General features: G+C 61.4%; 13 protein-coding genes. 9 read left to right on the plus strand and 4 right to left on the minus strand.

Translation table 11 applies throughout. The annotated features are described in order from the left end of the window. The first annotated feature begins 7 nt into the window (after nt 1-7). From ACWKWM_RS10150 to ACWKWM_RS10175, 6 genes are all read left to right on the plus strand, one after another. A complete protein-coding gene (locus tag ACWKWM_RS10150; RefSeq protein WP_483846016.1) occupies nt 8-2,371 on the plus strand; it encodes a TonB-dependent siderophore receptor in 2,364 nt (787 codons plus the stop codon). Next, a complete protein-coding gene (locus ACWKWM_RS10155) occupies nt 2,368-3,426 on the plus strand; it encodes a FecCD family ABC transporter permease (RefSeq protein ID WP_483846017.1) in 1,059 nt (352 codons plus the stop codon). The genes ACWKWM_RS10150 and ACWKWM_RS10155 overlap by 4 nt, the downstream gene beginning before the upstream one ends. Continuing rightward, on the plus strand, nt 3,423-4,205 hold the full coding sequence (locus ACWKWM_RS10160; RefSeq protein WP_483846018.1) for an ABC transporter ATP-binding protein: 783 nt from the start codon (nt 3,423-3,425) through the stop codon (nt 4,203-4,205). Before ACWKWM_RS10155 ends, ACWKWM_RS10160 begins: the two co-directional genes overlap by 4 nt. Before the next feature lie 59 nt (nt 4,206-4,264). After that, nucleotides 4,265-5,206 (plus strand): ABC transporter substrate-binding protein, encoded by a 942-nt coding sequence (locus ACWKWM_RS10165; RefSeq protein WP_483846019.1) that lies wholly within the window; start codon nt 4,265-4,267, stop codon nt 5,204-5,206. A gap of 740 nt (nt 5,207-5,946) precedes the next feature. Next, nucleotides 5,947-6,327 carry a YkvA family protein gene (locus ACWKWM_RS10170; protein WP_483846020.1) on the plus strand — a complete coding sequence of 127 codons (381 nt, stop codon included), beginning with the start codon at nt 5,947-5,949 and terminating at the stop codon, nt 6,325-6,327. A 227-nt stretch (nt 6,328-6,554) separates the two neighbouring features. Continuing rightward, on the plus strand, nt 6,555-7,517 hold the full coding sequence (locus ACWKWM_RS10175) for a GNAT family N-acetyltransferase (protein WP_483846021.1): 963 nt from the start codon (nt 6,555-6,557) through the stop codon (nt 7,515-7,517). 174 nt (nt 7,518-7,691) lie between these two features. Here ACWKWM_RS10175 and ACWKWM_RS10180 read toward each other — a convergent pair whose 3' ends face one another. After that, a complete protein-coding gene (locus ACWKWM_RS10180; protein WP_483846022.1) occupies nt 7,692-8,612 on the minus strand; it encodes a LysR family transcriptional regulator in 921 nt (306 codons plus the stop codon). 143 nt (nt 8,613-8,755) lie between these two features. On the opposite strand from ACWKWM_RS10180, the gene ACWKWM_RS10185 reads away from it, so the two are divergent. Continuing rightward, complete coding sequence (locus ACWKWM_RS10185; protein ID WP_483846023.1) at nt 8,756-9,160, plus strand: RidA family protein; 405 nt, start codon at nt 8,756-8,758, stop codon at nt 9,158-9,160. Between the two features lie 36 nt (nt 9,161-9,196). Here ACWKWM_RS10185 and ACWKWM_RS10190 read toward each other — a convergent pair whose 3' ends face one another. The 3 genes from ACWKWM_RS10190 to ACWKWM_RS10200 all read right to left on the minus strand — a co-directional run bounded on the left by ACWKWM_RS10190 (nt 9,197) and on the right by ACWKWM_RS10200 (nt 12,080). Then, a complete protein-coding gene (locus ACWKWM_RS10190) occupies nt 9,197-10,489 on the minus strand; it encodes a PQQ-dependent sugar dehydrogenase (RefSeq protein ID WP_483846024.1) in 1,293 nt (430 codons plus the stop codon). Then, entirely contained in the window at nt 10,486-10,938 is a 453-nt protein-coding gene (locus ACWKWM_RS10195) for a DUF2231 domain-containing protein (RefSeq protein ID WP_483846025.1), read from the minus strand. The genes ACWKWM_RS10190 and ACWKWM_RS10195 overlap by 4 nt, the downstream gene beginning before the upstream one ends. A 194-nt stretch (nt 10,939-11,132) precedes the next feature. Next, a complete protein-coding gene (locus ACWKWM_RS10200) occupies nt 11,133-12,080 on the minus strand; it encodes a GlxA family transcriptional regulator (protein ID WP_483846066.1) in 948 nt (315 codons plus the stop codon). A gap of 224 nt (nt 12,081-12,304) precedes the next feature. On the opposite strand from ACWKWM_RS10200, the gene ACWKWM_RS10205 reads away from it, so the two are divergent. Together ACWKWM_RS10205 and ACWKWM_RS10210 are read left to right on the plus strand one after the other, a co-directional pair. Further along, nucleotides 12,305-12,925, plus strand: coding sequence for a TetR/AcrR family transcriptional regulator (locus tag ACWKWM_RS10205; protein ID WP_483846026.1), 621 nt, complete (start codon nt 12,305-12,307; stop codon nt 12,923-12,925). 5 nt (nt 12,926-12,930) lie between these two features. Next, a complete protein-coding gene (locus ACWKWM_RS10210; RefSeq protein ID WP_483846027.1) occupies nt 12,931-13,614 on the plus strand; it encodes a type 1 glutamine amidotransferase domain-containing protein in 684 nt (227 codons plus the stop codon). The last annotated feature ends 65 nt before the right edge of the window (nt 13,615-13,679 follow it).

Genomic DNA, 13,679 nt, shown 5'->3' on the forward strand with positions numbered 1-13,679 from the left:
CGCATCCATGCCACGCTTCCATTCACTGCCCTCGCTGGCCCTGCTGTGCATGTTGCCGATGAGCAGTAGTTGGGCGGCCGATTCTTCGGTGCAACGACCTACCGCGCATTACGCCATCGCCGCCCAGCCTTTGGCATCCGCCCTGGCCCAGTTCGCCCGGCAGAATGGCCTGCAACTGAGCTTCGACGCCGCCTTGGCGCAGGGCAAGATGGCCCCGGCGATTGCGGGTGAATTAAGTGAACAGGATGCTTTGGCGCAGCTGCTGAGCAATTCCGGACTGGGCTGGTCGCTGACCGCCGAGCGCACGCTGCTGCTGTTTGCCCAGCCCGCCAGCGGTTCGTTGAACCTGGCGCCTTCGGTGATTACCTCCAGCGAATTCATTGAACACGCCGACGGTCCGGTGCAAGGCTATCGCGCCACCCGCAGCGCCGCCGGCAGCAAAACCGACACCGCCCTGCGCGACATCCCGCAGTCGATTCAAGTCGTTTCGCGTCAAGTGCTGGAAGACCAACAGGTCAACAACCTGGGCGATGCACTGACCAACGTCAGCAGCGTTCAGCGCGGCAACACCCACGGCGGCTCATCCGAGAGCTTCGTGATTCGAGGCTTCAAGGCCAACACTTACGCAGTGGACGGGATGCTGATCAACCCGCTGGTATCGCGCCCCGAAGCGCTGCGCGACCTGGCCAACGTCGAGCGCGTCGAAGTGCTCAAAGGCCCGGCATCGGTGCTGTACGGGCGTGGCAACCCCGGTGGCCTGATCAATCTGGTTACCCGCCAGCCGAGTTTCACGCCCGAGGCACAGGTCAAGGCGCAAACCGGTTCCTATGACTTTTACCGACTGGAAGCCAATGCCAGCGGCCCGCTGGACGAAGCAAAAACCCTGGCCGGTCGCATGACCGTGGCCACGCAAACTGATCGCGGTTTTCGCGACACCTTCCGCGACAGCAATCGCACCTACATCGCCCCGACGTTGCGCTGGGAGCCGAGCGATTCGACGCGGGTCGATGGCGGCATGGAATACATCAACCAGACCAGCCCATTCGATCGTGGTCTGCTGCCGCAAAACGGCAAGATCAACATGAACGCCGATCGCTATCTGGGCGAGCCCTGGTCGCGGGACAAGGCCGATAAGTTCTCCGTGTGGTACCGCGCCGAACACGACGTCAACGACTGGCTGACCCTGCGCCAGATGACGCGCTGGGATCAGTCGCACAAAGACCGCTATGTGGTCGATCTGCGTGGAATCGGCAGCGACGGCCGCACCTTGTCCCGCCGGGCAACCGATGGCGACGAGCGCATCAAGACCCTGGACATGCAGTTCGAAGCGATTGCCCGTTTCGCCACTGGCGGCCTGAACCACACCGCCCTCGCCGGCTTTGAATACATCGACGGCAAACGCCGGGTGACCAGTGATCGCGCGTCGTTGGCGTCCATCGATATCTTCAATCCGGTCTACGGCGCCACGCCCGGCCCCTTCGCATTCAACGAAAAGGCTGCCTACGACCTGGAAGCCTACAGCTTCTATCTTCAGGACCAGATCGACCTGAGCGAGCAATGGAAGTTGATCCTCGGCGCGCGTTACGACGACACCCGGCAAAAGAACGTGACCACCAACGCCGACTATGAAGTGACGCGCACTGACGTCGACCCGAGCAAGGTCTCCCCGCGGATCGGACTGGTGTATCAGCCGACCAATTGGCTGGCGCTTTACGCCAGTTACAGCACTTCATTTGCCCCGCAGAGCGACATCCAGAGCAACGGCAGCACGCTGGACCCGGAGGAAGGCGACCAGTACGAAGTCGGTGCCAAGTTCGATGTGATTCCCGACAAACTCAGCGCCACCCTGTCGGTGTTCCAGATCACCCGCAAGAACGTCGCAGCGCCCGATCCGACCGACGACAATTACTCGGTGCAGACCGGGGAGCAGCGCGTGCGCGGTATTGAACTGGACGTCACGGGTACGCCACTCGAAGGCTGGGAAATCATCGGTAACGTCAGCGCGCTGAATGCCGAAGTCACCAAGGATACGGTGATTGAGACCGGCAACCGGCTCGAAGGCGTACCGATCATGAGCGGCTCGCTATGGTCCAGTTATCAGTTGCAGGAAGGTCCGTTGCGCGGGCTGGGTTTCGGCGCCGGAGTGATCGCAGTCGGCGAGCGCAAGGGCGATATCGACAACACTTATGACGTCAGCGGCTATGCGCGGATCGACGCCAGCGTGTTCTATGACATCAACGACAAGACCCGCGTGTCGCTCAACGGCCGCAACCTGACCGATCGCAAATACATCGAAACCGTGGCCAGTACCGACGGCAACTACGCCGGTGATCCCGCCGAAGTGGTCGCGACGCTGAGCATGAAGTTTTGAGCCAGTCACCACCCACCCTCAACGCCGAAACGCTGCACATCGCTTACGCCAAAATCCTGCGTAAGCGCCTGCTGATCTGCGCCCTGCTGGTAGTGACCTTGCTGGTCTGTCTACTGGCCGACATCACGCTGGGCAGCACGTCGTTTGCTGCAAGCGATGTGCTCAAGGCGATTTTCAGCCCGACCAGTGTCGATCCCGATACACAGGTGATCGTGCGTGAATTGCGCCTGCCCTTCGCGCTGATGGCGGTGCTGGTGGGCGCGGCATTGTCACTGGCCGGCGCCGAGATGCAGACCATCCTCAACAACCCCTTGGCCAGCCCGTTTACCCTGGGCGTGTCGTCGGCGGCATCGCTGGGTGCGGCGCTCGCCATTGTGCTCGATCTCGGCATTCCCGGCGTGCCCGCCAGTTGGTTGATCACCGCCAACGCTTTCGTCTTTGCGTTCGCCTCGGTGCTGCTGTTGCAGGCGGTGGCGAGCATGACCGGAGGGGTGCAGTCGCTGGTGCTGTTCGGCATAGCGCTGGTGTTCAGTTTCAACGCGATGGTCGCACTTTTGCAGTATCTGGCCTCGGCCGACGCCCTGCAGCAATTGGTGTTCTGGAGCATGGGCAGTCTGAGCCGCGCCAGTTGGCCGGCAGTGCAAACCCTGGCCATCATATTTTTCGTAGTGCTGCCGTTCAGCCTGCGTGCGGCGTGGCAGATGACCACCCTGCGTCTGGGTGACGAGCGTGCCGCCACCTTGGGCATTGATGTGGCGCGGCTGCGTCTTGGCGCGCTGCTGCGCATCAGCCTGTTGGCGGCCACTGCCGTGGCGTTTGTTGGCACCATCGGTTTCATCGGGCTGGTCGGCCCGCACATCGCACGCATGCTGATCGGCGAAGACCACCGTTTCTTTCTGCCGGTCAGTGCCTTGATGGGCGCGCTGATCATGTCGCTGTCGGCCATCGTCAGCAAACAGCTGATCCCCGGTGTGGTCCTGCCTATAGGCATCGTCACAGCGGTGGTCGGCGTGCCGTTGTTCATGAGCCTGATCCTCAAGCGAGGCCGGGCATGAGTCTGCTGCATGTGCGTCAGTTGACCGTTGGCTACAAGCGCAAGACCGTGCTGCACGGCATCGATCTGCCGGACATCGCGCCGGGTCAGGTGGTGGCGCTGGTGGGTCCTAATGGCGCAGGCAAATCCACCCTGCTGCGCACCTTGGCCGGGCTGTTACCGGCGACCGGCGATCTGCGTTTGGGCGAGCTGGATCTGCTGCGTTGTAACCGGCGCGAGCGTGCGGCGGTGCTGGGCTTCATGCCGCAGACACTTCCCGAAGGCATTGCGTTGAGCGTGCTGGAAACCCTGCTCGGCGCCTTGCGCGGCGGCGACCCGTTGAGCGCACAAGGCAGTGCTCGACAGCAGCAAGAGCGTGCGTTCGGCGTGCTGGAGCAATTGGGCGTTCAGCACCTGGCGCTTCAGCCGCTGGACAGCTTGTCCGGTGGGCAACGGCAGATGGTCAGCCTGGCTCAAGCGGTGATTCGTCAGCCGCGCTTGCTGTTGCTCGACGAACCCACCAGCGCTCTGGATCTGCGCTATCAGAATGACGTGATGAGTATGGTCCGGCAGCTCGCCGATCAGGGCCGCATTGTGGTGGTGGTGCTGCACGATCTGGGGCTGGCGGCGCGCTGGGCGGACCGGATCATGGTGCTTGAGCGCGGCCGACTGCACGCCGCAGGCACGCCGGAACAGACGCTGACGCCGACGATGTTGGAGCAGGTTTATCGGGTGCAGGCGCGGGTCGAGCGTTGCAGCCTTGGCCGGGTGCAGATCCATGTTGACGGGTCTGTTTCATGATCCGGCTGCTGTGCCTGTTGTGGCTATTCTGTACGTCGTTGCAGGCCGCGGATTATCCAATGACCGTCATCGATCTGGCTGGGCGCAGCGTGACCCTGCGCCACGCGCCGCAACGCATTGTGTTGCAGGACAGCAATGATCTGCTGTCGATTGCGCTGCTGGAGCGTGAACAACCGTTGGCCCGCATCGTCGCCTGGGACAACAACCTGGCAAGTTCGGATCCTGGGCTGTGGACCGTCGTCAGCCAACGCTGGCCTGAGGCGAAACGCATCCGCGAGATCGACTTCCCGCAGAGCGGGCAACTGGACATTGAAAGCCTGTTGCGCACCCGACCTGATCTGATTGTCGCGCGGCTTGGTGCTCGCGCTGCGATAGAGAATACGGTGCTGGACAGCGTGTTGCAGCGCTTGGGCATTGCGCTGGTTTACGTCGATAACGAGCTGGATCCGCTGGTCAATGTGCCGCGCAGTCTGGAGCTGTTGGGGCAGGTGTTGGATCGCGGGCCGCAGGCTCAGGCTTATCTGCAGGTGTACCGGGCGCAACTGGCGCAGCTCAAACAACGCACCGCAGGGCTGAAGGCGCCTAAGGTGTTCGTCGAGGCGCGTGCCGGTCAGGCCGGCGCAGGCGGTTGCTGTCATACCCAAGGCCATAGCGGCTGGGGATTGCTGAGTGAAAACCTTGGTGCAATCAATCTGGGCTCACGTTATTTGCGCAGCGAATCGCGCCGACGTGGCGCTGGAAACCCTGATCCTGAGCAAGCCCGATATTTACCTGATGACCGGCACCCAGCGCCTGCGCAATGGCGTCGGGGCTATCCCGTTTGGCTATGGCGCCAGCGTCGCGCAGGTCAATGGCGAGATGCAGCGGTTGATGGCTCGGTCAGGGTTTTCGGCGATTGCCCAGTCGCCGGAAAGCTGCGTGCAGGGGCTCAATCACCAGTTCTACAACAGCGTGTTCAACATCGTCGGCGCGCAATGGCTGGCGAAACTGTTCTGGCCTGATGCTTTCGCCGATCTGGACCCGGATGCCCAATACCGACGGTTGATAAACGAATTCACCACCCTGCCCGACGTGCCGTTCGTATTTCACGCGCAGGTTTGTTTTGGCGGTAGTTCGTGATCGTTTGACCGTTCCCACGTTCTGCGTGGTAACGGTGAGCCGGACGCTCCGCGTCCCTTTGACGCGGAGCGTCATTCACTGCATTCCCACGCTGAGCGTGGGGACGATCAGATGCGTCTGCCGCAGAGTGTGGAAACGCCGCAGAATGATTCTGCCCGCAGGGCGTAGGAGCGCAGCTTGCTCGCGATCTGCCGGAGACCGGCAGTAAAACCGGTGCACGCGGTGTTTCAGCTGAAATCGGGGGTGACAGGTTCAGGACCGCTGCGCGCCCCATCGTCGGCAAGCCGGACTCCTACACCCTCCGGGCAGAAGCGCAACGGCGGCGCGACATAAATGATCGTTCCCACGCTCTGCGTGGTAACGGTGAGCCGGACGCTCCGCGTCCCTTTGACGCGGAGCGTCATTCACGGCATTCCCACGCGAAGCGTGGGGACGATCAAGAACCTCCGGAAGCTCCTACGCCTTCGGCAGAAGCGAGACGGCAGCGCGACATAAGTCGTGATTGTTCGCCTAGGGCAGATGCGAGAACGATCAGATTCAAGGCACCAGAACAAATGCGTCGAAGGGGCCGGCCTCATCGCGAGCAAGCTCCCTCCCACCCTGACCGCAAGAGCGACAACCGATGATTCAACGTCTCAAAGCCTGGGCCAAACGCCTAAAAGCCAATCTGATCTTGCTATGGCTGTGCTGCCGCGAACCGGACATGCCCTGGCTGCCCAAGGTCGTCGCGCTGATCACCGTAGCGTACGCGATCAGCCCCATCGACCTGATCCCGGATTTCATTCCGGTGCTGGGCTATCTGGATGATGTGATCCTGTTGCCGCTGGGTATTGCGCTGGCTATGAGGCTGATACCTGACGCCCTCCTTTCGCGCTGCCGTCCACAGGCCCAGGCCATGGCGGGCCAACGGGTGAGCCTCAAGGGGCGCTGGGTCATGGCAGGATTGTTCGTATTGATCTGGGGATTGCTGATGTGGGGCGTGATACGGGCAATCGCTGATTAATCCGCTCACCGCTTGTCGCAAACAGTCCCGTTCAAAGCGCTGCACACACTGGCTTAACCATAAGGCCACGCAGACGACGCCGGATGAGGTCGCCGGGCAGAACCCCACAGCGTTCAAACGCCCGGTGGAGTTGACGCGCGGCACGCATGAAACTTCGAGGCTGATGCTGTATCAGAATGTGCGCAAGTGATTGCCAGGCCATTGCGCCCCACCGCCGAGAACGTGCCATGCCCACACCGTCAAAACATGCCGAAACGCCCCGCGTGGTGCCGCTGAACAAAGGGGATTTGAGTCAGGCCTCCGAGCTGGTCAGGCTTGCTTTCGCGACTTACATCGGCGCCGTGGAACCCGGTGAGTTCTGGAACGATCGCGACTACGTGCATAACCGCTGGAACTCCCCTCACAGTCGCTGGTTCAAGGCCTTGATCGACGATCGCATGGTCGGCGTGCTGTGCGTTTCACGATGGGGCAGCAGTGCAATCGTCGGCCCGGTCGCCGTACATCCTGATTATTGGGATCGGGGGATCGCCAAGGGGTTGATGACGACTGCGGTCGAACAGCTCGATGATTGGGCCGTCACTCACGCAGGCTTGATGACCTTTCCCGACAGCCCGAAACATGTCGGTTTGTATCAGAGATTCGGATTCTGGCCCGCCGCGTTGATCGCCATCCTGCAGCGCCCGGTAAAGCTCTGGCACCAAGTTCATAGCGTGGTGCATTACGGCCAGCCCGGTAGCGATTCGAAGGGGCAGAAAGCGGCATGCATCGCCATCACTGACAGCATCTTGTCGGGACTCGATGTGAGTGGCGAGATGGACGCCGTGCAGCAACAGAATCTGGGCACGACCCTGATTTTGCTGGATGAAGCCGCTCAGCCGCAGGCTTTCGCCGTCTGTCATTTCGGCCCACACAGTGAAGCGGGGGCCGGGGTTTTCTACGTCAAATTCGCCGCCGTTGCGCCGGGCCCGCAGGCGCCAGACCTGTTTGAAAAACTGATCGCTGCCTGCGATGCCGCTGCACAGCAAGCGGGCCAGACTACCCTGACAGTCGGCGTTAACACAGCGCGTCAGGGCGCTTATCAATGGTTGGTCAACGAAGGATTTCGCACTGAGATTCTGGGCATTTCCATGCACCGCGGCGGCGCCGGCTACGATCACAAGAATGCCTGGGTGCTCGACGATTGGCGTTGAGCTGGGCGGTGCATTAATTGCGAAACGTGTAACGGACCGGTAGGAGCTGACGAGCCGCGCGAGGCTGCGATTGCGGTGTGTCAGGTGTACCGCATCGCAGCCTCGCACGGGCTCGTCAGCTCCTACAAAAACAGCCGCGCACCAGACATCTTCTTGGCTACCCTCCGGACAGAATCAAATGGCCGGCCTAAACGGGGCATGCTGCGCCATCAACTCGATGACCCAATCGATAAACACCCGCAGCTTGATGCTGATGTGCCGGTTGGGCGGAAACGCGACGAACATCGGCATTGATTCCAGACGCCAGTCCTCGAACAGCGGCACCAAATCGCCGCGCGTGACGCAAGCTTTGGCCATGTATTCGGGCAACCATAAAACCCCCATTCCGGCCAAACCCGCTGCCATGTAGGCGTTGCCATCGTCCACCGACAGCACGTAACGCCCGTGCACTTTCAGGCTCTCGCCATCGCGGCGCATGGCGTAGGGCAGCGCCTTGCCGGTGCGCGCCCAGAGGTAGCCGACGATGCGGTGATGGGAGTTTTCCAGATCCTGAGGATGGGCCGGCGTGCCGAGGCGTTCCAGATAAGCCGGCGCGGCATAAACGCCTAGTTGCAGGTCGCCAATACGCCGAGCCATCAGAGACTGATCGGTCAACTCGCCGCCGCGCACCACGCAATCCACGTTCTCGCGGATCATGTCCACCACCCGATCACTGGCGCCCATGTCGATCTGGATGTCCGGGTATCGCGCGTGGAAATCAGGCAGCGCCGGCATTAGCACCAGAGTGGCGAACGGGCTGGGCACATCCACTCGCAAGCGGCCTCGGGGCAAGGCTGCAGCGCTGGACAGACTGGTCTCGGCGTCGTCCATGTCCGCTAGCAGCTTTACCACGCGCTCATAGTACGCAGCGCCATCGGCAGTAATGTTGACCTTGCGCGTGGTGCGGTTAAGCAGCTTGACCCGCAGCCGCGCCTCCAGTTGCTGCACCAGTTGCGTGACGGTGGTCTTGCTCATGTGCAGTGTGTCGGCGGCCTTGGTAAAACTGCCGGTTTCAACCACCCGGGCAAAGGCCTGCATCGCATCGAAACGGTCCACGTCCAGCCTCCGGCATTGTGCGATTGTTTGGGATTGGCAAACAGTGATGGGCAGAGTTGCGCGTTTATCCCATCGGCACAAGTACCTAAAGTCAGCTCATCGTTAATTGCGGGTCGCCTCTGACCCGACGAAGGAGCCATACCATGAGCAAACGTGAAGTTGTATTCCCGCCCGGCCGCCATGCGCTGTATGAGCGCAATCGCTACTCCCCCGCCGTTCTCTCCAATGGTTTGTTGTTCGTTTCCGGGCAGGTGGGCAGCCGCGAAGACGGATCCCCGGAGCCCGATTTGCAGGCGCAAGTGCGGCTGGCGTTCACCAATCTGAACGCAGTGCTGGGCGCTGCGGGCTGTACATTCGAGGACGTGCAAGACGTCACCGTGTTCATCGTCAACCCGGAAGCGACGTTCGAGCAAATCTGGGAGGTCGTGCCGGAATTCTGGGGAGAAGCGCCACACCCGACGATTACCTGCGTCGGCGTGACATGGCTGTACGGCTTTCAATTCGAGATCAAGGTGATCGCGAAGTTACCGGACGCCATCAAGGAATAACACGGGGCGACTGCCCGCCCCGTGCCGGATCGCGTGTTACTTGTTGCGGGTGACGCGCCACACGGTGTTGGCCAGGTCGTCGGCGATGATCAGTGCGCCTTTCGGGTCGACCGTCACACCGACAGGTCGGCCGCGAGTCTTGCCGTCGTTGCCACGGAAGCCCGTCGCGAAATCGATGGGCTCACCCGCTGGACGTCCTTGTTTGAACGGCACGAAGATCACCTTGTAGCCCACCGGATTGTCCCGGTTCCAGCTGCCGTGCTCACCGACAAACGCGCCTTCAGCGAACTTGTCGCCCATGGCCGGCAAGGAGAAATCCACCCCCAGCGCGGCCACGTGGGAGCCCAGGCTGTAATCGGGTTTGATTGCGGCAGCGACGCGTTCCGGGTTTTGCGGTTGCGCGCGGGTGTCGACGTTCTGGCCCCAATAGCTATAAGGCCAGCCGTAAAACGCGCCCTCGCGGATCGACGTCAGATAGTCCGGCACCAGATCAGGCCCCAGCTCGTCGCGTTCATTGGCCACGGCCCACAACTGGCCGGTTTCAGGCTCGATGGTCAGCGCGGTCGGGTTACGGACCCCGGTGGCGTAAGGCTTGTGCGCACCGGTCACGGCATCGATCTGCCACACCATCGCCCGATCGATCTCGACTTCCATGCCGCGCTCGGTGACGTTGCTGTTCGAGCCGATCCCGACATACAGATAGCGACCGTCAGGGCTGACGGTCAGCGACTTGGTCCAGTGGTGGTTAATCTTCGACGGCAGGTCGGTGATGGTGGTCGGCGCACCGCTGGCCTTGGTCTGGCCGTCTTGATAATCGAAGCTCACCAGCGCGTCCTGGTTGGCGACGTACAGCTTGCCGTTGGCGAACGCCAGGCCGTAGGGCGCGTTGAGGTTTTCAGCGAACACTGTTTTGGTTTCGTAGGTGCCATCCCCGTCCGCGTCCCGCAGCAAGGTCAGGCGATTGCCGCCTTTGACCTGCGTATTGCCTTGGGCCTTGATGTAGCTGGCGATCACGTCTTTGGGCTTGAGCTTGGCAGCGCTGCCGCCTCGGCCCTCGGCCACAATGATGTCGCCATTGGGCAAGACGAGGGTCTGGCGCGGAATCTTCAGGTCCGAAGCAATCGCCGTGATGCGGTAGCCCTGTGGCACCGTGGGCTTCTGATCGCCCCAGGCCATGGGTTCAGCGATCTTCATGCTGGGTAGCAAACCGCCTTGGGGTTCGGGCATTTTCGGGTCAGGCCCGCGTGCTTGAGTGCTGTCCGCTTCGCCACCGCAGGCGCTCAAAAGCAGCGCCATGCTCAATGCAGTCAGTGCGTTGGAATGCTTCATTTGGCTTCTCCCGTGCGCACGTTTGAATGGGGCTGCGACTGCAGATTGCTCAGGCCGGTCCAGGCCGACACCAGGGTCAGCACAAACACGATCACGGACAGCACCAGCCCCATCGGCATGGCAGCCCAGGCGTCTTTGGCGTGTTCGAACGCGTTGACCAGCCCGATCACCCACGTCACCAGCAACAGCAGAAAATACAGCACGGGACGACCAGCCTTGTGGTCTGCGCGGATCAGGTTGACCAGCGCGAACAATAGGGCAAAGCCGCAAAACACCAAGCCGCCCGCGATGAGCCATGACGCAAAGTTGGCCCACTGGATCTGGTAGGTGTTGTAGTAGGTGATATCACTGAGCAGTGCGCCGAGAAACAGCGGCACGGTGCCGGCAAGCAAGATCGCGTGTAGCGGGCTTGGCGTGCTTCGGTAGACGGGGTGGGCGGTTGGGATCACGGTGGCTCCTTAATGTTCGGCGAACCTGGACGATGACTCAGTGCGGGAGCACTGGTTTTTCAAGGTCGCGCTAACTGCGCACAAGAGAGGAGCCCTGCGCTTGGACGTTAGTTCAGCGCTTTTCGTGACGAAATGTTTTGGCCGAAATCACCTGACCACCTGGAAACCTGGCACCCCGTGATTGCTCACCAGGGTTACCCAGCGCGCTCGGTGTGGGCCAACGCTCGCTGCATCGCCTGCGGGTGCTGGCCGAAGGTGCGCAAAAACGCCTGGCGCATCTGCTCGCGATTAGCAAACCCGGCTTCGCGCGCGACGATTTCTATTGGATGGCGACTGGTTTCCATCATGACCCGTGCGGCCTCGACGCGAAGGCATTCGATGGCTTTGGCGGGCGTCTGCCCAGTCTCTTCACGAAACACCCGACTGAATTGACGAGGGCTCAATCGCGCGACGGCGGCCAACGCTTCGACTGACAAATCGCTTTTCAGGTTTTCGCGGGCGTAGACCAGCGCCAGTTGAACCCGGTCGGACTTTGGATCGAGCTCCAACAGCGCCGACAGCTGCGACTGCTCGCTGCCACGGCGCTGGTAGATGACCAGTTTGCGCGCCACGCGACGGGCAATGTCGGTGCCCAGGTCGTTCTCCACCATCGCCAGCGCAAGGTCAACGCCGGCGCTCATGCCGGCGCCGGTCCAGATCTGCCCGTCCACCACGAACAGTCGATCTTCCTCCAGCTGGATATCGGGGTAGCGCTTCTTGAACGCCGGGGCGTAAATCCAGTGGGTGGTGGCGCGCTTGCCGTCCAGCAACCCGGCTTCGGCCAGCACGAAGCTGCCGGTACACAGCGACACAATCCGACGTGAATGCGTCGAGGCAGCCTGCACGAATTGCAGCAGGCTCAGGGTTGGCAGCTCGAATTCCATGTGGCCGCTGATAATGACCGTGTCGTAGCCGTCAGGATTAAGCGGCTCGGTCAGCACCGAAAAGCCTTGGGACGACATCACGGCCCCACCCGATTCGGACACCAGGCGAAACGCGTAGGCAGGCTCCCCACGCATCAGGTTCGCGCATTCGAACACCGAGCCCACGGACAGGCTGAGCGACTGGAAATTGGGATAAACGATCAAAGCAACGGTATGCATCACGCCCTCTTCGGCAATTGCGCGGGTCATGGCTGAGTGTCAGTGCGGGCGAGCAGCCAGCCTTTCTGCGACTGGGGCCGATGCTATCTCGCCGTGTGCCCGTGGCGCACGCATCTTTGTGGCCGTGTCCGAAATCCTTGCGGATACGACATTGTTGGGGCTGACCCCAATGCCTACCATTCACTCAGCCACTAGACGACTGGTCTACTGAGAGAGACGCAATGATGAGCAGCCCCGCCCCCACCGATTCCAGACAACGCATTCTCGATGCCGCCGCGCAGATTATCGGCAAGAAGGGTTTTGCTGCGGTAGGTCTGAACGAAGTGCTGTTGTCGGCGAAGGTGCCCAAGGGTTCGTTCTACCATTACTTCAGCTCCAAGGACGCCTTCGGCCAAGCGCTGCTCGAATCGTACTTTCAGACCTATCTGGCCGACATGGATCAGATATTTCAGCCGGCCACAGGCAGCGAGGGTTTGAAACTGATGACCTACTGGCAGCGCTGGCTGGACAGCCAGACCCGCCATCACGACTTCGGCAAATGCCTGGTGGTGAAGCTGGGTGCGGAGGTTGCCGATCTTTCCGAGTCCATGAGGCTCGAGCTTGAACGGGGCACCGCGCAGGTCATAAAACGCCTGACAGCTGCGCTTTCACGAGGGTTGGAAGACGGATCCTTTGTCTTCTCCGATACGCCGCAAACGCTAGCGCTGAGGCTGTATCAAATGTGGCTGGGCGCCAGTGTCATGGCAAAGATAACGCGTACCACCGCGCCGTTCGATGAGGCGATGTCGGCCACACGGCAGGTGCTTGATTGCTCGACAACACTTATCCACTCAAACCAGAGGTAACACCCATGAAGATTCTGATGGTTCTGACGTCCCACGAAGACCTGGGCAACACCGGCAAGAAAACCGGCTTCTGGCTGGAAGAATTGGCGGCGCCGTATTACGTGTTCAAGGACGCCGGCGCGGACATCGTGCTGGCCTCGCCCAAAGGCGGCCAGCCCCCGCTTGATCCGAAAAGCAATGAGCCCGACTTCCAGACCGATGCCACTCGCCGGTTCGAGGCAGACAGCAGCGCTAAATCGCAACTGTCCACCACGCTGCGCTTGAAAGACGTTGCTCATGATGACTTCGACGCCGTGTTCTACCCAGGCGGCCACGGCCCGCTGTGGGATCTGGCAGAAGACGCCGATTCCATCGCTTTGATCGAAAGCACCTTGGCGGCGGGCAAGCCACTGGCTGCGGTGTGCCACGCCCCAGGCATTTTCCGCCACACCAAAGCCGCCGACGGCAAGCCGCTGGTCTCCGGAAAATCGGTAACGGGCTTTACCAACACCGAAGAAGAGGCCGTGGGCCTGACCGACGTGGTGCCGTTTCTGGTCGAAGACATGCTCAAACAGAACGGTGGCCAGTACTCGAAGATTGGCGACTGGCAGTCCTACGTGGTCGAGGATGGCTTGCTGATCACCGGGCAAAACCCGGCCTCCTCCGAAGCAGCCGCCAAAGCACTGCTGGTCAAGTTGGGCAAGGGCTGAAACCCGAACCGCCGTCACTGATCCGGGCGCCGAGACACGGCGCTCGGATGTTTATCTCGCGCATT

The organism is Pseudomonas rosaeacicularis, from assembly GCF_057128745.1.

Bases quoted from the DNA above. Each gene is read 5' to 3' on its own strand.
- ACWKWM_RS10210 (WP_483846027.1), top strand. From the start codon at position 12,931: ATGAAGATTCTGATGGTTCTGACGTCCCACGAAGACCTGGGCAACACC.
- ACWKWM_RS10185 (WP_483846023.1), top strand. From the start codon at position 8,756: ATGAGCAAACGTGAAGTTGTATTCCCGCCCGGCCGCCATGCGCTGTAT.
- ACWKWM_RS10205 (WP_483846026.1), top strand. From the start codon at position 12,305: ATGAGCAGCCCCGCCCCCACCGATTCCAGACAACGCATTCTCGATGCC.
- ACWKWM_RS10200 (WP_483846066.1), bottom strand. From the start codon at position 12,080: ATGCATACCGTTGCTTTGATCGTTTATCCCAATTTCCAGTCGCTCAGC.
- ACWKWM_RS10175 (WP_483846021.1), top strand. From the start codon at position 6,555: ATGCCCACACCGTCAAAACATGCCGAAACGCCCCGCGTGGTGCCGCTG.
- ACWKWM_RS10165 (WP_483846019.1), top strand. From the start codon at position 4,265: ATGACCGTCATCGATCTGGCTGGGCGCAGCGTGACCCTGCGCCACGCG.
- ACWKWM_RS10150 (WP_483846016.1), top strand. From the start codon at position 8: ATGCCACGCTTCCATTCACTGCCCTCGCTGGCCCTGCTGTGCATGTTG.
- ACWKWM_RS10170 (WP_483846020.1), top strand. From the start codon at position 5,947: ATGATTCAACGTCTCAAAGCCTGGGCCAAACGCCTAAAAGCCAATCTG.
- ACWKWM_RS10190 (WP_483846024.1), bottom strand. From the start codon at position 10,489: ATGAAGCATTCCAACGCACTGACTGCATTGAGCATGGCGCTGCTTTTG.
- ACWKWM_RS10160 (WP_483846018.1), top strand. From the start codon at position 3,423: ATGAGTCTGCTGCATGTGCGTCAGTTGACCGTTGGCTACAAGCGCAAG.